Origin of the sequence: Muricauda sp. MAR_2010_75 (assembly GCF_000745185.1) — a bacterium.
GTDB lineage: Bacteria > Bacteroidota > Bacteroidia > Flavobacteriales > Flavobacteriaceae > Flagellimonas.
In genome coordinates, this window is sequence record NZ_JQNJ01000001.1 from 1,483,331 (window position 1) to 1,504,182 (window position 20,852).

The window sequence follows — 20,852 nt, forward strand, 5'->3', positions numbered from 1 at the left end:
AAAGAACACATGAAAATAATCGTCCCCATGGCGGGAAGAGGCTCCCGATTACGACCACACACCCTAACCGTTCCAAAACCATTGATCCCGGTTGCTGGTAAGCCCATTGTTCACAGATTGGTAAGTGACATTGCCAAAGTTTTGGGAGAACCCATAGAGGAAGTCGCCTTTATTCTAGGTGACCCAGCTTTTTTTGGAGATGATGTTGTGGAAAGTTTAATGCAATTGGCAGAGGAACTTGGAGCAAAGGGCTCTATATACAGGCAAGACCAACCTTTGGGGACAGGACATGCCATTATGAGCGCCAAAGAGTCTTTGAGCGGACCGGCGGTAATTGCTTATGCCGACACATTGATTCGAGCTGATTTTGATTTGGACAAGAGCGCAGATAGTGTTATTTGGGTGAAGCAAGTAGATAATCCGGAAGCGTACGGTGTGGTAAAATTAAGCGAACAGAACCAGATTGTGGAACTCGTGGAAAAACCAAAGGAATTTGTTTCAGATTTGGCCGTGATAGGCATCTACTATTTTAAAGATGTTGGCATTCTTAAAAATGAACTGCAACATGTCTTGGACAATGAGATCACCCATGGAGGGGAATATCAGATTAATGATGGCATAAAGCGCATGATGGAAAAGGGCATGAAATTTGTTCCTGGCAAAGTGGATGAATGGATGGACTGTGGAAATAAGACTGTAACGGTAGAGACCAACCAAAGAATGCTGAATTTTTTGGAAAAAGATGGCGAAAATTTGATTTCTTCTTCTGTGAAACAAGAGAATGCCAATATTATTGAGCCTTGTTTTATTGGGGATAATGTGGTCATCAAAAACACAACTGTTGGGCCCTATGTTTCGGTGGGGGCAAATACAGTTTTAGAGAATTCAACCATTAAAAACAGTCTAATTCAGAGTAACAGCAAAATTTACAATGCCAATTTGGATAATGCCATGATTGGCAATCATGTTGTTTTTAATGGTAATTTTGAAACTATTAGCATTGGGGATTATTCCGTTTTGGAATAATGGACTGTTTTTTGATGTATGATGTTTGAGATGGTATGAAAGGAAAATTTCTTCTTTGGCTATGTTTGACTGTGTCCGTGCTGACATGGAGAACTTTCTTTGCCCAAGAAGATCAAGAAAGCGCAGAGGTGTATCTTGAAGAATATACCGATGAATTTCAAGAAAACTTTTTTGAGGCCCTAAAGCAAAAAGGCATTCAAAACTATGATCGGGCCATTGATTTATTGTTGAAGTGCAAGCAATTGGACCCATCCAACAGTGTAGTGGATTATGAATTGGCCAAAGCCTATTCATTGGATCAACAACATATATTAGCCCAAGAATATGCCGTTAAGGCCCTCAACGCAGAACCAACCGATTTTTGGTATTTAGACAACCTACTCCATGTACTGGAAAAAGAAGGAAGCCCGTTGGCATCGGTTAAGCAGGATATCCCATTTTCCAATCAGAAGTTGCAACAAAACCTCGCCTTGGGCTATTTTAGAATGAGAAAATACGCAGATGCCCTTAAGGTCTTGGAAGGGTTGGGCAGCTCCAAGTTCACAGAAGAGTTGACCTCAAAAATCAATGATTCCCTTCAAGTTAAAAAGGAAGAAAAAGTAATAGCAACTGCAAACAGGCCAAAAGAAACAGATGACCCTACGTCCCAATATCGCTCACAGATAGAACAACTTTTGTCTGGACAGGACTTTGGGCAAGCATTGACTGTTTCTAAAGAGGCATTGGATTCCTATCCACTGCAACCCTATTTTTATTATGCCTATGGAGCAGCGCTGAACAATACCTCAAACGCAAACAAGGCCATTGAGGTTTTGGAAAGCGGGTTGGATTACCTTTTGGACGATGATCAATTGGCCAACAAAATATACAATGAATTGGCCAAAGCATACACAAGTATTGGAAATACATCCAAGGCAAATGAATATTTGAACAAGATTAAACCGGGATTATGAAGATTGTGTTGAGACGTTTAGGAAAGTATCGGTTGTGGGCATTGATGATTATGTCAGTGCTCATACTTGGTGCATGTAAGAGCACAAAAACGGTTACTGGCGGAGAAGTGGATTCCCGTATGTCTGCCAAAAACATTATTGACAATCACTATACCAACCAACCCAATTTCAAAACCTTGAGTGGCCGCATTAAGATTGACTATGCGAACGGGGATGAAAGCCAAGGGGTAAATGTCAGTTTTCGGATGGAAAAAGACAAGGTGATTTGGATGAGTGCTCCGTTGGGAATGGTAAAGGCGCATATCACACCAAACAAAGTATCGTTTTATAACAAGCTTCAAAATGAATATTTTGATGGCGACTTTAGTTATTTGAGCCATGTTTTGGGAACCGATCTCGATTTTGAAAAGGTTCAAAACTTACTCTTAGGGAATGCAGTTCTTGATCTAAGAAAGGAAAGGTTCACCTCATCGGTGGCCGAAGGCAACTACCAACTAAAACCCAAAAAGGCCAGGGATTTGTTCAAAATTCTATTTCAAGTGGAACCCAAAAATTTTAAGATTGCCGCCCAACAAATTTCACAACCCGATAGTCTGCGACAACTTCAAGCAAAATATACTTATCAGAATATTTCTGGGAACGTACTTCCAAATGAAATTAAGATTTTGGCAGAGGACAAAGGAGAGCTAACAACCATTGACCTCAGTTTTCGCAACTTGGAATTGAACAAATCCATGAGTTTTCCCTACAGAGTACCTAAGGGGTTTGACAAAATTACATTAAAGTAATATGAGAAATAAAATCCCATATTGTCTTTACTATCTGATTTTTACATTTTTTATTTCATTTTCTGGATACGCTCAGACCAGCGAACAAAAGGCACTTGAGGCAAAACGGGAACGGTTACAGGAAGAAATCAAGGAAATAAATAGACTGCTCTTTGCCGAACGCAAGGAAAAAGGTACCATTTTGGATCAAATGGAGGCGCTGGACAATAAAATCAATGTCCGTCAAGAGCTGATTCGCGTCACCAATCAACAATCCAATCTGCTGAACCGACAAATCAATGTCAATATCAGAAACATCAGCAAACTTCGGGAAGACCTAAAAATTTTGAAAGAGGATTATGCCAACCTTATTCAAAAAACCTATCAGAATAAATCCCAGAGCAATAGGCTGATGTTCTTGTTGTCTGCTGAAAATTTCTTCCAAGCGTTTAAGCGGTTGCAATACATGCAACAATATGCCAAACATAGAAAGAAACAGGGAGAGGGCATCATCAAAAAAACCGAAGAGCTTGCTCAATTAAATAAGGATTTGGTTGAGCAGCGTAAACAAAAAGACCAACTTGTGGCTGAAAACACCAAGGCCAAGGAAGAACTTTCAAAGGAAGTGGAATCACAACGGGACCTTTTGAGAAGTATTCGGCAGAACGAAGCAAAATATACCGCCGCCATAGCCGAAAAACAAAAGGAGGCCCGCAGGATTGAAAGAGAGATCGAGCGCTTGATACGAAGCGCCATAGCCAGTTCCAACAAAAGTTCTGGGAATAGCAATGCCAGTAGCGCAAGGTTTGCCTTGACCCCGGAGGCCAAATTGGTGGCGGATAACTTTTCAGCCAATAAAGGAAGACTTATTTGGCCAGTGGAAAAGGGCATAAAAAGTCAAGGCTATGGCATATATGCCGACAAGCTTTATCCGGGCATCAAACATCAAAATAACGGTGTTACCATTACCACCGACAAGGGCAGTAAAGCCAGGGCTATTTTTGAGGGAGAGGTCATAGCCATAATCTCCGTTCCCGGAGGAAGCAAGGGCGTAACCGTAAAACACGGAAATTATATCAGCACCTACTATAATCTATCTACCTTATATGTAAAGAAGGGGGATAAAGTGGCCGCAAAGGAGGTGTTGGGCGATATTTATACCAATCGGTCTGATGGCAGCACAAAATTGAAATTTTATTTGTATCAAGATTCCAATCGACTCAATCCGGAGGATTGGATATATCAATTGTAACACATGAAGAAAATTACCAACCTACAAGGAACGTTTGAATTGCACAACGGGGTCCAGATGCCCTATTTGGGGTTAGGGGTTTATTTATCTGAAGATGGACGTGAGGTCATCAACGCGGTAAAGGATGCCCTGAACCATGGATATCGGCACATTGATACCGCCTCATTTTACCATAATGAAAACGGTGTAGGTACCGGCATCAAAGAAAGCGATGTGGACCGAGAGGATGTTTTTTTGGTGTCCAAGGTTTGGAATTCGGAACAAGGCTATGAGAATACGTTAAAGGCTTTTGATGAAAGCCTTAAGCGTTTAGGCACCGATTATCTCGACCTGTACCTGATACATTGGCCCAAGGAAGAGTTTTCTAAAGAAACCTGGAAGGCATTAGAGAAATTGTATAAAGAAAAAAGGATTCGCGCCATTGGCGTCAGCAACTTTTTACAGCATCATTTGGAAGACTTATTGACCTTGGCCGAAATTGTGCCAATGGTGAACCAGATGGAATTCCATCCGTACTTGGTGCAACAAGACCTTATTGATTTTTGTACAGAAAAAGGGATTCAATACGAAGCCTGGTCCCCGCTCATGCAGGGCAATATTTTCGACTTGGACATCATGAAGGATTTAGCGGCCAAGTATAACAAGACCATTGCACAAATTGTTTTGCGATGGGACCTTCAAAAAGGAGTGGTCACTATTCCAAAATCGTCCAATAAAAACCGCATTATTGCCAACGCCGACCTTTTCGATTTTGAACTCAGTGTGGAAGATGTGAAACTATTGGACAGCTTGGATCGTGGCAAACGATTTGGCCCCGACCCCAACAATTTCGATTTTTAAAATTTATGAAGTAAATAATGCCTTAAGCTCCGTGGCATCGGAAGGCCTCATTTTCCCGGCAAGTACCAAACTCAATTGCTTGCGCCGTAATGCAGCGGCATAACGTTCCTTTTCCAAATCGGTCTCAGGCTCCAAAGGAGGGACTTCGGTGGGTTTTCCGGTATCATCTACCGCCACAAAGGTGTAAATGGCCTCATTGGCCTTGGTTCGCTCTCCAGTAAAACGATCCTCGATCCAAACATCAATAAAAATTTCCATGGAGGTTTTAAACGCGCGTGAAACAGCCGCTTCCACGGTCACCACACTTCCCAGTGGTACAGCGCGATTAAAGGCCACATGGTTCACTGAAGCGGTTACCGTAATCCTTCGGCTATGTCTACGGGCCGAAATACTGGCAGCCCGGTCCATTCGGGCCAAGAGTTCCCCTCCAAAAAGATTGTTCAAGGGGTTGGTCTCGCTGGGCAATACCAAATCGGTCATTACCGTGCGTGATTCATTGGGAGTTTTAGCGCGCATACCATGTGATTTTGCGCAAAGATATTGAAGTAGGGAATCGTTTTAAAGAAAAGAAGGCTTATTTCTCGGAAAGCAACCACGCATCGCGTGATTCTGTGGCTTTTACCTTTCTCAAGAAAACCAATGCATCTTTGGGGTCCTCAAAACTATCATAGGCCACTTGGTGAAGTCCGTATTTGTTGACGCCCAAATAAAAAGCACTATACCCTTTTTCCTTGAGTTGATTCACCCGTTTTTCAGCATTTTCTTCCATTCGGTAAGCACCCGCAATAACATGGTGTTTGCCCAATTGTTTTTTACTGACATTGATGTTGATGGCCGGAAGCTCCAAAGGGGCACTTTCAAAGAAAGTGGCTTCCTGAATCAATCGGGACACCTCTTGTTGGGCATCTTGTTGTGCGGCCACCTCTTTTTGTTGAAGATCACCGTAAGTTCGGTATGAAGTTACACCCAAAGAAATGGCCAAAAGGAAAATGGCAGCATATTTTAACCATGGTCTAAACGAAGTCTCCTCGCGTTTTTCCGGAGTGATGATGAACGGAATCTTTTCTTCCAATTCCTCAACCTCTTCCTTCAATACTTCACGTTGAATGGGCGTTGCCGAAAATGAGGATAGTCCAAATGACGAAGTCAAATAATTGATTCTGTTCTCGGGCTCAAATTGAATGCGTTGTTCACGATTGAGCCAAAGCCTCCCAACTCCAAAAAGTTCCAAGTTCTCGCCTTGATGCAATTTTTTGTTCCATTCCTCAGCAACATTTTCCACTTCTTGAAGCAGTTCCTCATATCCCAACTTTTTTTCCTTTGCAATATGCGATACCAATAGCCCATCATTTTTGGACAATTGGGCATTGAAGGAAATTAACTTGGATGGAGGAATCAGGGTGTTGGTGGCCGTATTGATTTCAGCGGATTTTCCATGCGCCAAAAAAGCCCCAAAACCGGGGACCACGACACAGTTGTATTCAAACAGGAGTTTTTCGATGTAGGAGTCAATCCGCATAGCCACAAATATTATAAAAAAAGCAAGAGCACAAAATAAGCAGGATAACTTTTTATTAACATTTGAAAATCTGTATTTTGTGGACAACTTTGACGCCCAAATCAAATGACTGAACCTGAAATTATTGCGGCGCTGCGCTTGCAGGCCATCCCAAATATTGGCGATGTTACTGCCAAAAAATTAATTGCGCATTGTGGCAGTCCAATTGCTGTTTTTGAGGAAAAAAAGCAACACCTGCTAAAAATTGAAGGGATTGGGACATTCACTTTGAATGGTCTTTTTGATACGGCCTATTTGGATGAGGCCGAAGCGGAATATCAATTTATATGCAAAGAAGACATCGCCCTGTCCTATTTTATGAATGACGACTATCCGGCCTTCCTGAAGCATTGTAAGGATGCCCCAATTTTATTGTTTCAGCGAGGAAACATCAATTTGAACCAAAAAAGAATCATCAGTGTGGTGGGTACCCGGAACATTACCAACTATGGTTCTTCCTTTTGCGAAGCCTTTATTGAGGAGATTGCCCCACTGGACCCCATTATTGTAAGTGGATTTGCCTATGGGGTGGATATCGCAATTCAAAAAGCGGCTATGGATCATGGATTACAAACCATTGCCTGCTTGGCCCATGGCTTGAATCAAATCTATCCAAAGACTCACAAAAAATTCATTCCCAAGATGGAACAAAAGGGAGGTTTCATCTCCGAGTTTTGGAGTTCCAGCAACCCTGATCGGGAGAACTTCCTAAAACGCAATCGGATTATAGCTGGAATGAGTGAGGCAACCTTGGTAGTGGAATCTGCAGAAAAAGGAGGCAGCTTGGTCACCGCAGATTTAGCCAATGGGTATAATAGAGAAGTGTTTGCCGTACCGGGGAGATACTCGGATAAGTTCAGCAAGGGGTGTAATGACCTGATAAAACGGCAAAAAGCCCATCTATTGACCTCGGCAGCAGAGCTGGTGTATCTTTTGGGATGGGATTTGGAGGAAAAAAAGGAGGAATCTTCGGTGCAAAAGCAGCTGTTCATCGAGTTGGATGAAACAGAACAGTCAATCTACTCCTACCTGCAATTGAACGGAAAACAACTACTGGACACCGTGGCTTTGGCGTGTAATTTGCCCATTTTTAAAACCTCTTCCACATTGTTGGGCATGGAAATGAAGGGTGTGATCCGTCCATTGCCCGGCAAACTATTTGAAGCGATTTAAACAATGAACAATGAACAATGAACAATAAACAATGAGCAATTAATACCCCAACTTCTCCCGCACACGTTCCAAAACACCATTGGCCACTTTTTTGGCTTTTTCAGCACCAACGGCAAGGGCCTCATCCACTTCGTTGAGGTGGTTCATGTAATAATCAAATTTTTCGCGGGGCTCCTCGTATTTTTCCAAAATAAGCTCGTACAACGCCTGTTTGGCGTGGCCGTATCCGTAATTCCCAGCCAAGTAGTTGGCGCTCATTTCTTCAATCTGCTCTTGGGAAGCCAGTAATTTATATAAGGCAAACACATTGTCGGTGCTTGGGTCTTTGGGTTCCTCCATGGGTGTACTGTCCGTAACAATGCCCATAATCTGTTTGCGCAATTTTTTATCGGGTTGGAACAAGTTGATGAGGTTACCCCGGCTCTTGCTCATTTTCTCACCATCGGTTCCGGGAACATACATGGTCTGTTCATGCACTTTGGCCTCGGGCATTACAAAGGTTTCCCCCATTTGATTATGGAAACGGGCGGCCACATCGCGGGTCATTTCCAAGTGTTGCAACTGATCTTTCCCTACGGGAACAATATCCGCATCGTACAGCAAAATATCTGCGGCCATGAGCATGGGGTAGGTGAACAATCCGGCATTGACATCTTCCAACCGGTCTGCCTTGTCCTTAAAAGAGTGGGCCAAGGTCAAACGTTGGTAAGGGAAAAAGCAACTGAGGTACCAAGCCAGCTCAGCGGTTTGTGGAACATCGCTCTGGCGGTAAAAAACAGTTTTGTCGATATCCAATCCAAAGGCCAGCCATGCGGAAGCAATGGCGTACGTATTGTTTCGCAATAACTCCCCATCTTTAATCTGTGTGAGCGAATGCATATCCGCAATAAAAAGAAACGAATCGTTTTTGGGGTCTTGCGCCATTTCAATGGCAGGTTTAATTGCTCCCAAAATATTTCCCAAGTGGGGTGTTCCTGTACTTTGGATTCCGGTCAGAATTCGGGCCATGCTTTATTTTTGCCCGTAAAAGTACGCATCCCGGGCATATAAAAAAAGCGGCCTTGGCCGCTTATAATTGGATTTTTATCAAACTCATTTTTTAAAGAGGCCAGCAATAAAAAGAATTACCACGGCACCAATGACCCCAGTAATGAGGTGGCCAATAACCCCTGATCCAATATGGATGCCAAGCGCACCAAAGAGCCAATTGCCCACAACGCCCCCAACAATTCCTAAAATAATATTCAAAAGAAGGCCAAAACCGCCCCCTTTCATAATTTTGCCCGCAAGCCATCCAGCAAGAGCGCCAATCAATAACGCATACAAAATACCCATATTCTAAGTTTTAAATGGTTAGTCTTATAAAGATATTCAAAAATTCTACTTTTGGAGTATGCGCGTAGCAATCAGAAATGTAGGGTATGTATTGTATAGGGTGTGGTTCTATATTTTGGTTGCAGTTCCCATTTTTTTGTTTTTTCCCATTTTGTTGTTGCTGACCCTTTCGGAGCATACCTACCCCCAATTTTTCTGGTTGGCAAGGAATTTTTGGGCCAGACTCATTTTGTACGGTATGGGGTGTTTTCCAAAAATTGAAAGGGAACAACACATGGAAAAAGGCAAAAGCTATATGTTGGTGGCCAACCATGCCAGTATGTTGGATATTATGCTGATGCTTCTGGTGAGCAAGAACCCTTTTGTGTTTGTGGGAAAAAAAGAACTGGTAAAAATTCCCATTTTCGGATTTTTCTACAAACGGGTTTGTATTATGGTGGATAGGGATAATATTAAAAGCAGAACCGGAGTATACCGGCGGGCCCAACGAAGGTTGAACCAAGGGTTGAGCATTTGCATATTTCCTGAAGGTGGTGTACCCGAAGAGCACGTTGTTTTGGATGAGTTCAAAGACGGGGCCTTTAAAATGGCCATTGCCCATAAGATTCCCGTAGTGCCCATTACTTTTCATGACAACAAAAAACGATTTTCATTTACTTTTTTGAGTGGGGGACCTGGAAGGATACGGGCCAAAGTGCATCGTTTTATTGAAACGGGAATTCTTGGCGAGGAAGAAAAATCAACGCTTCGAGAGGAGGTAAGGGAGGTGATCCTAAATGAGCTTACGGGTTAAGGTTGGGCAGTTTTATGGAGATAATGCTCTCATATTGTTCATTGTTATCCGTAATGGAAACATCACTGGATATATGGTAGTCCTTCACGGTATTCAGAAGACGCACATGATCCTGCCACTTTAAAATTCCCTCCCTATATTCGGGTTGGTTGGCAATGTGTAATCCAGTACTTGGACACTGATGGAGAACCTTTAAAGCAACGTTGTTTTCCGAAACGGTGAACGTTACATTAAAAACATGTCCTTTTTCAATGTTTGACATGGCCTTCTCTATAATGTTCTCAAAGAGGGTCTGGATTATAAAGGAAGGAATAACGGCATCGGTCATCTGTTCTGGGCTAGGTTCTGTATGGATGGCATATTCAAAGGAACCATCGTACCGAAGTTTTTGGAGCTTAAGATATCCATGCAGCATTTCTATTTCATCAGCCAGCACAACGGTATCATGCTCTATTTGCTTCAAATAAAACCGTATAAGTTTGCTGAAGGTGGACAAGTAGTCCAAGGCCACCCTTTTGTCCTCAGAAGCAACAAAATATTGAATGGCGTTCAGCGCGTTGAACACAAAATGTGGGTTCATTTGTGAGTTCAGGGCTTTAAGCTTCAACTCCAACATTTCTTCCTTTATGGTGTAGAGTCTGCTTTGTTCATCCAACAGCGCTTTTGTGGCCCGTACGCTTTTTATTTTTATGGCAGAGATAGATGCAATGGCCGAAAGCATTTTCAAGTGATGGGAGTTAAAAAAATTGGTGTTGGGGTGCTCACAATCGATAACACCATAAATAGTGCTTTCATAGATGATGGGCACACAGATTTCCGAGAGCCGTACCTCATCATCCTCTATGTATCTTGAGTCTGTGGAAGTGTCATTTACAATTTCCGCCACACCGGTTTTTGCTACATGGCCGGTTATTCCTTCCCCGATAGAAATTTCAACAGGTTTATACAGCGTTTGGTCCTTTGGGTTTTTAGGGCCATAGGCCGCTTTTTGGATGAGTAGGTTGTTGTCATGGTCAATGAGGTAGATCACGCAATCCACAAAACCCAATTTTGAAATGCAGTTTTTGGCAAGGTCCCATAATATTTCACCCTCGTCTTCTTTTCCCAACAATGATTTTGAGAAGTAAATGAGAATATCCTCGAACTGATTGTTTTTCAAATAATTGGGTTTACTATTGAAAGGCAAAGTACTAAATTTTTAAAATAGCACACTTAACTTGGTGTTTGGGCATTACGCCTTTAAAAAGATAACGCCCCGTCAATAGAACAGGGCGCTAATCTGATTGCCTAAAGGGGCAATCTTCCTAACCAACATCTTTAGTTCCTAAAACTTAAAACTTACACCGCTATATATTCCAATGGAAAAGGGTTGAAATTCACCTGCAGTTTTAGAAAATGTATTCATTTGATATTTAAAAACCGGCTCTACACTAAGCTGTACTTTGGGAGAGAAGTCGTAATTGAGTCCCATTCCAAAATTGGCACTAAAGTTTACATCGTTAGCATTGGTGGCCTCGCCCACCTCGGTCACTAAACCTTCAGACTCTACCAAAACGGAATTGTCCACAAGGAAAAGAGAACTCATTCCTCCGATGAGGTCAACACCGAATTTTCTGTCAATGAGCGCATAGTTCAGTTCTACCGGTACTTCTATATAGCCCAATTGCTGCACCATTTTTCCATCCAAAACGGGAATTTCATTGGAGGAGAGCTCTAAGAACGCATCGGTAGGAATGTTGCTTGGGAGACTGTTCTTACTTTGTACAACGAGTGTCTCAGCCTTTTGACTATAATTGATATTGGCCAATTTATCACTGGACCCAGATCTTGCCGAGGAAGAAAATAGCACATCATTGGTGTCGTAACCATAATTTACCCGGTGCACTCCTGAGCGTATCTTCAGCTTTTTTCCAATTTCATAAGCCACCGAAAGACCGTAGCTTAAATTCAGGTTTCCTGATTTGGAGTTCGAGGCAAAATCTGAGTGGATTGGTGAACCTTTTCCGGAGGCACTTGTATATACCGGAGCCACCGATGGACCAACCGACCATTTGCCAGAAGAAACATTGTCCGTGATGATTTCTTCCTCTTCCTGCTCCTTAATGGCATCAAAAATGGACTTGCCACCGTTATCCTCTTCTTTTTCTTCATTTGTGGCCACAGCCTCTTCTTTTTGCTGCTCCATCACTTTTTGAAATGCTTCGCTCTGAGCTGCTTTGTCAAGGGAATCTTCATTGGCAATCCCCTGGTTGTTATTGGAAATGGCATTTGCAAGATTTTCTTTCCGCTTATCGGATTCGATGGATTTCTCTTCCATTTTGTTATCAGACATGGCCACAATTGCTGCCCCTTCTGTGTTTTGAGAAGGAGAAATAGCATCTTGTTTTTTGATCCCGCTTTTTTCCATCACATCGTTGTTGGCCACTTGTTGTTGATTGGAGTTAAGACTTTGGTTGGAGTTGATGGAACCCTGCTCATCTTGGTTTTCCCTTCCCTCTGTTTCAGAAGATGTTTCAACCAAGCTTTCTGTGCCATTTGTAATGGAAGAAGGGTCAACAGCTTGATTTTCTTGGTTGGTCTGTTCTTGCTCTACATTGGTCTCCGCATCGGTGACAATGATTTCGTTTTGTTGTTGTGCATTTTCAAAGGGATTGATGATGTACAACAAAACAGCCAATACCGCGGCTACTCCACCCAGTCGCCACCAAAGTGGAACCAAGCGTTTTTTCTGTTTCTTCTTGTTCAAGGAAGCCTCAATGGAATCCCAGACCTTATCATCTGGAACTTCCTGAAACCCTTCAAAGGTCTCCCTGAACAATTGCTCTAAATTCTTTTTCCCCATCGTTAAGCTCTTTAAGCAATGTTTATTTTTTCCTTTTCTATTTTTTCCCTCAAGATCATTTTGGCACGGGCCAGATTCGACTTTGAGGTTCCCGTGGATGTCCCCAACATCTCACTTATCTCCTTGTGACTATACCCGTCCAACACATAAAGGTTGAAGGTAAGTCTATACTTGTTCGGCAACTCTTGAATATATCCCAAAAGGGTGGACAGGCTTATGTCCGTCCCCTCGGCATCCACATCAGTTTCTTCACCAATATTTTCTGAAACTACATTGAGGTGCTGTTCTTTTCGGTACTTCTGCAGTACGGTATTTACGGTAATCCGCTTGATCCAACCCTCAAAGGAACCTTGAAAGCCATATTGGTCTATCTTGCTGAAAATGGTCATAAAACTGTCATGGAGATTGTCCTCCGCCTCAGTTTTATTTTTGGAATACTTGAGACACATACCGAAAAGAATACCGGAATATTTCCGGTATAGTTCAGCTTGTGCCTGCCGTTCTCCTTTTTTACATTTATGTATCAGCTCTTCAAGATCCAAATGTTGGTCAATTTTGGAGTATTGATGTGTTTAGTTTGTACTTGCCTCGCCTACCACAGGAACATCATATTCCAAGTAGATAGGTTCATCATTTTCATTTTCCCCAGCATAAAACCTAAAATGATATTCCCCAGTAAAGATTACATGGAACTGCATGGTTGCAACAACTTCTTCAACCGCTTGGGTGCACGCTAGGTCCTCATCTGTTAATCTGGATCCAACCACAACCACTTCACGATCGGTCTCTCCTGTTTTTACAACATCGAAGCCTTCAAAATAGGTACAACCATCCATCCTTCTGTAGGTGACATCTATGTCGTAGATTTCGTTGAGCTCAAAGGATTCGGGCATATCAACATCCACAACATCCAATGAAGTAAAGTAAAAATTTGGGGTGTCATCATCCAGTTCACATGAACTGAGCCATAAAGCTGCCACTAGAAAAATCAAGGGCATCAACAATTTTCTTACCATAAAAATCCTTTTTTATCCCTAGATGAGCAGTATAGACAAGGGTTGCGTAGGATTTTCACAAGCAAAAGTTAAACCCCAAAAAAATAGGGCCAACTTATGCTTTAACTGCGGAAATGGCTTCTTTGATCTTGCCTTCCAATTCTTCGGAAAGTTCAGGATTGTCCATTAACAATGCTTTTACGGCGTCTCTTCCCTGCCCCAGCTTGGTGTCTCCATAACTGAACCACGAACCACTTTTCTTTACAATCTCATAGGCAACGCCCAAGTCCAGGATTTCCCCAATTTTAGAGATTCCCTCGCCATACATTATATCAAATTCTGCTGTTCTGAACGGAGGCGCAACTTTGTTCTTCACCACCTTTACGCGCGTCTTGTTTCCTTGCACATCACCTTCAGTGTCTTTAATTTGAGTTGACCTTCTGATATCTAACCGAACAGACGCATAAAATTTAAGGGCGTTTCCACCCGTAGTGGTTTCGGGATTGCCGAACATCACCCCTATTTTTTCACGCAATTGGTTAATGAAAATTACGGTACACTTGGTCTTACTGATGGTTGAGGTCAATTTTCTGAGGGCCTGCGACATTAAACGTGCATGGAGACCCATTTTGGAATCTCCCATTTCGCCTTCGATCTCACTTTTTGGCGTAAGGGCAGCAACAGAATCCACAATAACAATGTCAATGGCTCCAGAGCGAATCAAGTTCTCTGTAATCTCCAAGGCCTGTTCACCGTGGTCTGGCTGAGATATGATGAGGTTATCAATATCCACGCCCAATTTTTTGGCGTAGAAACGGTCAAAAGCGTGTTCTGCATCAATAAAGGCAGCAATACCCCCTGCTTTTTGTGCCTCGGCAATGGCATGCAAGGTCAATGTGGTCTTACCGGATGACTCTGGACCATAAATTTCAATGACCCGTCCACGAGGGTATCCACCCACACCAAGGGCAATGTCCAATCCCAACGATCCAGAAGGTATTGCCTCAACATCTTCCACTACACTATCGCCCATTTTCATGACGGCACCTTTACCGTAGGTCTTATCCAGTTTATCCAGCGTTAGTTTGAGGGCTTTTAATTTTGCTTCTTTTTCGTTGCTCATGGTTCTCGATATTAGGAAGGCTAAATTACCATTTCTTTCCACATACGACAAAAGCCACGCAACCTTTTTGTACGAATTGAATCTAAGGGGTACTAACTCAATATCCATAGAGCTGACTTCAGCTCGATCAAGGTAGGGGAGAAAATATAGCTGTGAAAAAGTTTAAGGTGGTTTTAAAGGGCTTCTAGTTAATAGAGGCCCTTTTTCTTTTTACCTATCAGGAATTTTTATCTTTGCACCAGATTTTACAATAAACCATTCTTTAATCTTAACTATTGGTATAGCATGCAACTGTACAATACATTAAGTGCAAAGGAAAGGGAAAAGCTTATTGAGGAAGCCGGAAAAGATCGGCTTACCATCTCTTTCTATAAATATGCACACATTGGAAACCCCCAGATTCTGAGAAATCATCTTTTTATTGCTTGGGACCAAATGGAGGTTTTGGGTCGAATTTATGTGGCCCATGAAGGAATCAACGCACAACTCTCAGTACCAGCCGAAAACTTCACGGATTTTAAGGCCCATTTGGACAGTATCTCCTTTTTGGAAAATGTTCGGTTGAACATCGCCATAGAGCAGGACAATAAATCCTTCTTGAAATTGAAGGTTAAAGTTCGTGATAAAATTGTGGCCGATGGCCTCAATGACCACACCTTTGATGTCACCAACAAAGGTATCCATGTAGGGGCCGAACAGTTCAACGAACTGATTGAAGATCCTGATACCGTGTTGGTAGACATGAGAAACCATTACGAAAGCGAGATAGGCCATTTTAAAAATGCCATTACTCCAGATGTGGACACCTTCCGGGATTCATTGGACGTTATTGAGCAAGATTTGGCCGAACACAAAGAGGATAAAAAATTGGTCATGTACTGTACCGGTGGAATCCGTTGTGAAAAGGCAAGCGCCTACTACAAGCACAAAGGGTTTAAAAATGTATACCAATTGGAAGGGGGCATCATAGAATATACCCGCCAAGTACAGGACAAGAAGCTAGAGAACAAGTTTTTGGGGAAAAACTTTGTTTTTGACCACAGGCGAGGAGAGCGTATTTCAGAAGATGTCATCGCCCACTGCCATCAATGCGGAAAACCTTGCGACACCCATGTCAACTGTGCCAATGAAGCATGCCATTTGTTGTTTATCCAGTGTGATGAATGTGCCGCTGCTATGGACAATTGCTGCTCTGTGGAATGTAAGGAAATCCATGCACTGCCCTATGAAGAACAAAAAAAGTTGCGCAAGGGAAAGGTGGTCAGCAACAAGATTTTTAAAAAAGGGCGTTCCCCGGTTTTGAAATACAAGAAATAGCATTTCAATACCCCCATAAATTATACTATATTTACAATTAGTAATTTTTATGAACCCTATTTAAGGATGTTATCCTATACTTCCTTAAATCAAGATATTAAATATGGCGTGTAGCAGTTGTTCAACCGGCAAGGATGGACAACCGCGTGGTTGCAAGAACAATGGGACTTGCGGCACTGATGGTTGTAACAAGCTAACGGTCTTCGATTGGCTTTCCAATATGTCGTTGCCCAACGGTCAAAAACCCTTTGATTGCGTTGAGGTACGTTTCAAGAATAGTAGAAAGGAATTTTACAGAAATGTGGACAATCTTCCCTTGTCCATAGGCGATGTTGTGGCCACCCAGGCAAAATCCGGTCACGATGTGGGCATGGTAACCCTCACAGGAGAGTTGGTTCGGGTGCAGATGAAACGAAAAAAAGTAGCGCCGGACGACAATTCCATTCCAAAGATTTACAGAAAGGCCACACAGCGTGACATTGATGTTTGGCAAAAATGCCGGGATAGAGAAGAGGAAATTAAGAAGCGTTCCCGGGAAATAGCCATCTCTCTCCGACTTGAAATGAAACTTAGCGATGTGGAATTTCAGGGTGATGGTTCCAAAGCCACATTTTACTACACCGCAGAAGATCGCGTGGACTTTAGGCAGTTGATCAAAGACATGGCCAAAGCCTTTGGGATCCGTATTGAAATGCGACAGATAGGCTATCGTCAAGAAGCGCAGCGGTTAGGGGGCATTGGCTCCTGCGGAAGGGAATTGTGTTGCTCCACCTGGTTAACCGACTTTAGATCGGTGAGTACAGCCTCCGCAAGATATCAACAATTGGCATTGAATCCGCAGAAATTGGCAGGTCAGTGCGGTAAGCTCAAATGTTGCCTCAACTATGAACTGGACATGTATTTGGAGGCATTGAAAGATTTCCCTCCACAAGACAGCAAATTGTTGACCAAAAAAGGATTGGCCTTTTGCCAAAAAGCGGATATTTTTAAAGAGACACTTTGGTTTTCCTATAAAGATGATCCCGCCACATGGCATGCTCTGCACAAGGAACAAGTGCTTGAGATTTTGGAGCTCAACAAGAAAAATGAAAAGATTGCCAGTCTTGAAGAATATGCCGAGGACAATGTAAGCGATGAAAAAATGGCCTTTGAAAATGTAGTGGGTCAGGATAGCCTCACCCGATTTGATAGGCCCAAGAAAAAGAAACGAAGAAATAACAAGAAGCGCAGAAAGCCTAAATCTAAAGCATCATCAAATGCAAAATAGCCTACTTTCCCTCCTAATATTGGCTCTGTTCTGGTCCTGCAATGACAAGATGGTCTTTTCAGAATATGAACCTTTGAAAGATGGGAAATGGGAAGTGGACAAGGTAGTCCACTTTGAGTTTTCTGGGATGGATTCCATCACTCCCCACAACTTGTTCATCAACATACGAAACGATGATACCTTCCCCTTCAGCAATCTTTTTTTGATTACGGAATTGGAATCTCCAAGTGGCAATACTATAAAAGATACATTGGAGTACAGAATGACCGAACCTTCGGGCCAATGGTTGGGAAAGGGCCTTGGAAGTGTTAAGGAGAACAAACTTTGGTTCCGGGAAAACGTCGTTTTTCCAGATTCTGGCGTATATAAGATGAATATTTCCCATGCCATGCGCAAGAATGGCAGTGTGGAAGGCGTTCATATTCTGGACGGCATTACAGATGTTGGTTTGCAAATAGAAAAAAGTACCCAATAAAAGCAATGGCAAAGAAGGCTCAAAAGAAACAGCAGCAGGGATATTTTAAATTTATTAAGTGGTTCTGGATACTTTTTGGGTCCGGCGTTTTGGTGGTCATGTTCATTTTTCTATTGGCATCATGGGGAGCATTTGGAGAAATGCCAACCTTTGAACGTTTGGAAAACCCCGAGACCAACTTGGCCACGGAGTTTATTTCCTCAGATGGTGAAACTTTGGGGAAACTCTATTTGGATGACAACAGAACCTGGGTTGATTACGACACCTTACCACAAAATTTGGTCGATGCCCTTGTTGCTACGGAAGATGCTAGGTATTACGATCATTCTGGCATAGATGCACGCGGTACTTTGCGGGCAATTCTATTTTTGGGGACCAAAGGAGGGGCAAGTACCATTTCACAACAACTTTCCCGTCAACTTTTTGTTGGGGTGCGTTCCAGAAACCTTATGGAAGCTGTTACCCAAAAAATAAAGGAATGGGTCATTGCCACGCGTTTGGAACGAAACTATACCAAAGAGGAAATCATAGCCATGTACCTTAACATCTATGATTTTGGTTATGCGGCTGACGGTATCCGTTCCGCTTCCAGGATTTATTTTGGAAAAGAACCCTATGAACTAAGAACGGAGGAGTCAGCCGTTTTGGTAGGGATGTTGAAGAACTCATCCCTGTATAATCCCATTCGGCGTGAAGAACTCGTGCTTAGCCGAAGAAACACTGTTTTGGGTCAAATGGCCAAGTATGATTATATCACTGAGGAGGAAAAAGATTCTTTGCAGGCTCTAAAAATGAACATCAATTTCAACCCAGAATCGCACCGGGAAGGATTGGCCACCTATTTTAGGATGTATCTTCAGCGCTGGTTGAACGGTTGGGTAAATGAAAATCCAAAGCCAGATGGCGAAAAATGGAACATCTATCTGGATGGTTTGAAAGTCTACACCACTGTCGATTCCAGAATGCAGCGCAACGCTGAAGAAGCCGTGCAGGAACACATGAAAAATCTTCAGGCGGAATTCTTTCACCAGAACACCCCAGAACGTAATCCAACAACGCCATTTTTGGACTTGTCAAAAGGAGCCGTAGATACCATTATGGATAGGGCCATGAAAGCATCCCCAAGATGGCGTTACCTAAAGCGGGAGGGTATGTCCGAGAAGGATATACAAGCAACTTTCCACAAAAAGACAGAAATGACCGTCTTTGATTGGGATAGTGATTCCTTTGAAAAGGATACTATAATGACCCCAATGGATTCCATACGCTATTACAAGACCTTCTTGCGAACGGCCATGATGTCCATGGAGCCTCAAACAGGGCACGTAAAAGCATGGGTCGGGGGAATTGATTATAAACATTTTCAATATGATCAAGTTTACCAAGGGGCACGGCAGGCAGGTTCAACTTTTAAGCCTTTTGTTTATGCGGCAGCCATTGATCAATTACGCTATTCACCTTGCTACACCCTTCCAGACAACCAATACTGTATTGAACCAGGCAAACATGGCAATATGGAAGCGTGGTGTCCTAAAAATTCCGATGGAAAATACTCTGGGGAAAATCTTACCCTAAAGAAAGCGTTGGCCAACTCGGTGAATACCATTACCGCCCAGCTAATAGACAAAGTAGGGCCGGGATCTGTGGTTTCCATTGCCAAGAGCATGGGACTAAACAAAAACATCCCTGAAGTGCCGTCCATTGCTTTGGGAACCCATGACTTCAATGTCTACGAAATGGTAGGGGCCTATGGTACTTTTGCCAACCAAGGCGTATATGTGAAACCCGTGATGGTAACCCGAATTGAGGATAAAAATGGAACCGTACTCTACGAGTACACCCCAGAAACCAAAGATGTCTTGAGCAAAGACGTCGCCTATGCCATGGTCAATCTCATGGAAGGAGTCACCCAGTACGGTTCAGGGGGAAGGCTTAGACACACCTTCGCTAAAGAACAAACTGTGTATAAAGAAATCATCACTGGATATCCATATGAGCTTACCAACCCCATAGCTGGAAAGACAGGAACCACCCAAAACCAAAGTGACGGTTGGTTCATGGGAATGGTGCCCAATTTGGTGACCGGAGTTTGGGTAGGGGGCGAGGAGCGGTCCATTCACTTTTCAAACCTCACCTACGGTCAAGGCGCATCCATGGCGTTGCCAATTTGGGCCTTGTATATGAAAAAGAACTATGCCAATGAAGAACTGGGCGTTTCCAAAGATGCCTTTGAAGAGCCAGAAGAAATGACCATCAATATAGATTGCTCCAAACAAACCCAAGAAGAGGAAGATGACCTGGATACGGAGGATGATTTGGAAGACATCGATTTTTAACTACTTATAACCTAAAAAATAGCAGCCCCAAGCACAAAATGTCTTGGGGCTTTTTTATTTTAATCGTATTTTCAAACAATAGGAAAAAAGCACTATATGATTAACAAAACAGTTTCAGATGTATCAGAGGCCTTGGAAGGCGTTGCCGATGGAATGACCTTCATGCTGGGTGGATTTGGCCTTTGCGGAATCCCTGAAAACGCCATTTCGGAATTGGTCAGATTGGGAATCAAGGACATCACCTGTATCTCAAATAATGCAGGAGTGGACGATTTTGGCCTCGGCCTGCTTTTGCAAAAACATCAGATTAAAAAAATGGTATCCTCCTACGTGGGTGAGAACGATGAATTTGAACGCCAAATGTTGAGTGGTGAACTGGAAGTGGAACTGACTCCCCAAGGCACCTTGGCTGAAAAATGTAGGGCGGCCCAAGCTGGTTTCCCTGCCTTTTATACGCCGGCGGGCTATGGCACCGAGGTGGCCGAAGGAAAAGAAACCCGAGAGTTTGATGGTAAAATGTATGTACTGGAACCAGCTTTCAAGGCTGACTTCTCCTTTGTGAAGGCCTGGAAAGGGGATGAGGCAGGGAATCTGATTTTCAAGGGAACAGCTCGCAATTTTAACCCCTGTATGTGCGGCGCCGCCAAGATTACGGTGGCTGAGGTGGAGGAACTCCTTCCTGCCGGAAGTCTGGATCCGAATGAGATCCATATCCCCGGCATATTTGTGCAGCGCATTTTTCAGGGGGAGAAATACGAGAAACGAATTGAACAACGAACCGTTAGACAAAGATCATAGTT

General features: G+C 42.9%; 21 protein-coding genes. 12 read left to right on the forward strand and 9 right to left on the reverse strand.

The genetic code is table 11. The features are described 5' to 3' along the window. The first annotated feature begins 9 nt into the window (after positions 1-9). The 5 genes from FG28_RS06615 (at position 10) to FG28_RS06635 (ending at position 4,838) form a co-directional block, all read left to right on the forward strand. Entirely contained in the window at positions 10-1,026 is a 1,017-nt protein-coding gene (locus FG28_RS06615) for a sugar phosphate nucleotidyltransferase (protein ID WP_036381053.1), read from the forward strand. A 77-nt stretch (positions 1,027-1,103) separates the two neighbouring features. Further along, the gene (locus tag FG28_RS06620) at positions 1,104-1,979 is read left to right on the forward strand and encodes a lipopolysaccharide assembly protein LapB (RefSeq protein WP_156102219.1); all 876 of its coding nucleotides are present in this window, start codon (positions 1,104-1,106) and stop codon (positions 1,977-1,979) included. Next, positions 1,976-2,767, forward strand: a complete 792-nt coding sequence (locus FG28_RS06625) for a DUF4292 domain-containing protein (protein WP_036381058.1) — start codon at positions 1,976-1,978, stop codon at positions 2,765-2,767. The genes FG28_RS06620 and FG28_RS06625 overlap by 4 nt, the downstream gene beginning before the upstream one ends. A gap of 1 nt (position 2,768) precedes the next feature. Beyond that, a complete protein-coding gene (locus tag FG28_RS06630) occupies positions 2,769-3,998 on the forward strand; it encodes a murein hydrolase activator EnvC (protein WP_036381060.1) in 1,230 nt (409 codons plus the stop codon). Positions 3,999-4,001: 3 nt separating this feature from the next. Beyond that, positions 4,002-4,838, forward strand: a complete 837-nt coding sequence (locus FG28_RS06635; RefSeq protein ID WP_036381063.1) for an aldo/keto reductase — start codon at positions 4,002-4,004, stop codon at positions 4,836-4,838. 3 nt (positions 4,839-4,841) lie between these two features. On the opposite strand, the gene FG28_RS06640 is transcribed toward FG28_RS06635, so the two are convergent. Then, positions 4,842-5,354 carry an acyl-CoA thioesterase gene (locus tag FG28_RS06640; protein WP_036381065.1) on the reverse strand — a complete coding sequence of 171 codons (513 nt, stop codon included), beginning with the start codon at positions 5,352-5,354 and terminating at the stop codon, positions 4,842-4,844. A 58-nt stretch (positions 5,355-5,412) separates the two neighbouring features. Further along, positions 5,413-6,357, reverse strand: a complete 945-nt coding sequence (locus FG28_RS06645; RefSeq protein WP_036381067.1) for an SPOR domain-containing protein — start codon at positions 6,355-6,357, stop codon at positions 5,413-5,415. A 105-nt stretch (positions 6,358-6,462) separates the two neighbouring features. Here FG28_RS06645 and dprA point away from each other — a divergent pair, with 105 nt between their 5' ends. Then, positions 6,463-7,569, forward strand: a complete 1,107-nt coding sequence (gene dprA / locus FG28_RS06650) for a DNA-processing protein DprA (protein ID WP_036381069.1) — start codon at positions 6,463-6,465, stop codon at positions 7,567-7,569. A 39-nt stretch (positions 7,570-7,608) separates the two neighbouring features. Here the strand turns inward: dprA and trpS are convergent, their stop codons facing one another. Both trpS and FG28_RS06660 read right to left on the reverse strand, forming a co-directional pair. After that, positions 7,609-8,577, reverse strand: a complete 969-nt coding sequence (gene trpS / locus FG28_RS06655; protein WP_036381071.1) for a tryptophan--tRNA ligase — start codon at positions 8,575-8,577, stop codon at positions 7,609-7,611. A gap of 84 nt (positions 8,578-8,661) precedes the next feature. After that, a complete protein-coding gene (locus FG28_RS06660) occupies positions 8,662-8,904 on the reverse strand; it encodes a GlsB/YeaQ/YmgE family stress response membrane protein (RefSeq protein WP_036381073.1) in 243 nt (80 codons plus the stop codon). A gap of 58 nt (positions 8,905-8,962) precedes the next feature. Between FG28_RS06660 and FG28_RS06665 the strand changes: the two genes are divergently transcribed. Continuing rightward, positions 8,963-9,697 (forward strand): 1-acyl-sn-glycerol-3-phosphate acyltransferase, encoded by a 735-nt coding sequence (locus tag FG28_RS06665; protein WP_036381076.1) that lies wholly within the window; start codon positions 8,963-8,965, stop codon positions 9,695-9,697. On the opposite strand, the gene FG28_RS06670 is transcribed toward FG28_RS06665, so the two are convergent. From FG28_RS06670 to recA, 5 genes are all read right to left on the reverse strand, one after another. Continuing rightward, positions 9,687-10,856, reverse strand: a complete 1,170-nt coding sequence (locus FG28_RS06670) for a histidine kinase (RefSeq protein WP_231562603.1) — start codon at positions 10,854-10,856, stop codon at positions 9,687-9,689. The two genes, FG28_RS06665 and FG28_RS06670, sit on opposite strands and share 11 nt — an antisense overlap. A 165-nt stretch (positions 10,857-11,021) precedes the next feature. Then, entirely contained in the window at positions 11,022-12,539 is a 1,518-nt protein-coding gene (locus FG28_RS20010; RefSeq protein ID WP_051947203.1) for an outer membrane beta-barrel protein, read from the reverse strand. 11 nt (positions 12,540-12,550) lie between these two features. Then, a complete protein-coding gene (locus FG28_RS06680; RefSeq protein WP_036381080.1) occupies positions 12,551-13,081 on the reverse strand; it encodes an RNA polymerase sigma factor in 531 nt (176 codons plus the stop codon). 30 nt (positions 13,082-13,111) lie between these two features. Continuing rightward, on the reverse strand, positions 13,112-13,555 hold the full coding sequence (locus FG28_RS06685) for a hypothetical protein (RefSeq protein ID WP_036381084.1): 444 nt from the start codon (positions 13,553-13,555) through the stop codon (positions 13,112-13,114). A gap of 94 nt (positions 13,556-13,649) precedes the next feature. Then, positions 13,650-14,657: a recombinase RecA gene (gene recA, locus FG28_RS06690; protein ID WP_036386240.1), complete on the reverse strand. Its 1,008-nt coding sequence runs from the start codon at positions 14,655-14,657 to the stop codon at positions 13,650-13,652. A gap of 285 nt (positions 14,658-14,942) precedes the next feature. Here recA and FG28_RS06695 point away from each other — a divergent pair, with 285 nt between their 5' ends. The 5 genes from FG28_RS06695 to FG28_RS06715 all read left to right on the forward strand — a co-directional run bounded on the left by FG28_RS06695 (position 14,943) and on the right by FG28_RS06715 (position 20,850). Then, positions 14,943-15,974 carry a rhodanese-related sulfurtransferase gene (locus tag FG28_RS06695; protein WP_036381087.1) on the forward strand — a complete coding sequence of 344 codons (1,032 nt, stop codon included), beginning with the start codon at positions 14,943-14,945 and terminating at the stop codon, positions 15,972-15,974. A gap of 103 nt (positions 15,975-16,077) precedes the next feature. Further along, entirely contained in the window at positions 16,078-17,241 is a 1,164-nt protein-coding gene (locus FG28_RS06700; RefSeq protein ID WP_036381090.1) for a regulatory iron-sulfur-containing complex subunit RicT, read from the forward strand. Continuing rightward, entirely contained in the window at positions 17,231-17,716 is a 486-nt protein-coding gene (locus FG28_RS06705; RefSeq protein WP_036381093.1) for a gliding motility lipoprotein GldH, read from the forward strand. Before FG28_RS06700 ends, FG28_RS06705 begins: the two co-directional genes overlap by 11 nt. A gap of 5 nt (positions 17,717-17,721) precedes the next feature. After that, on the forward strand, positions 17,722-20,052 hold the full coding sequence (locus FG28_RS06710) for a penicillin-binding protein 1A (protein ID WP_036381096.1): 2,331 nt from the start codon (positions 17,722-17,724) through the stop codon (positions 20,050-20,052). 96 nt (positions 20,053-20,148) lie between these two features. After that, entirely contained in the window at positions 20,149-20,850 is a 702-nt protein-coding gene (locus FG28_RS06715; RefSeq protein WP_036381099.1) for a CoA transferase subunit A, read from the forward strand. Positions 20,851-20,852 lie beyond the last annotated feature (2 nt).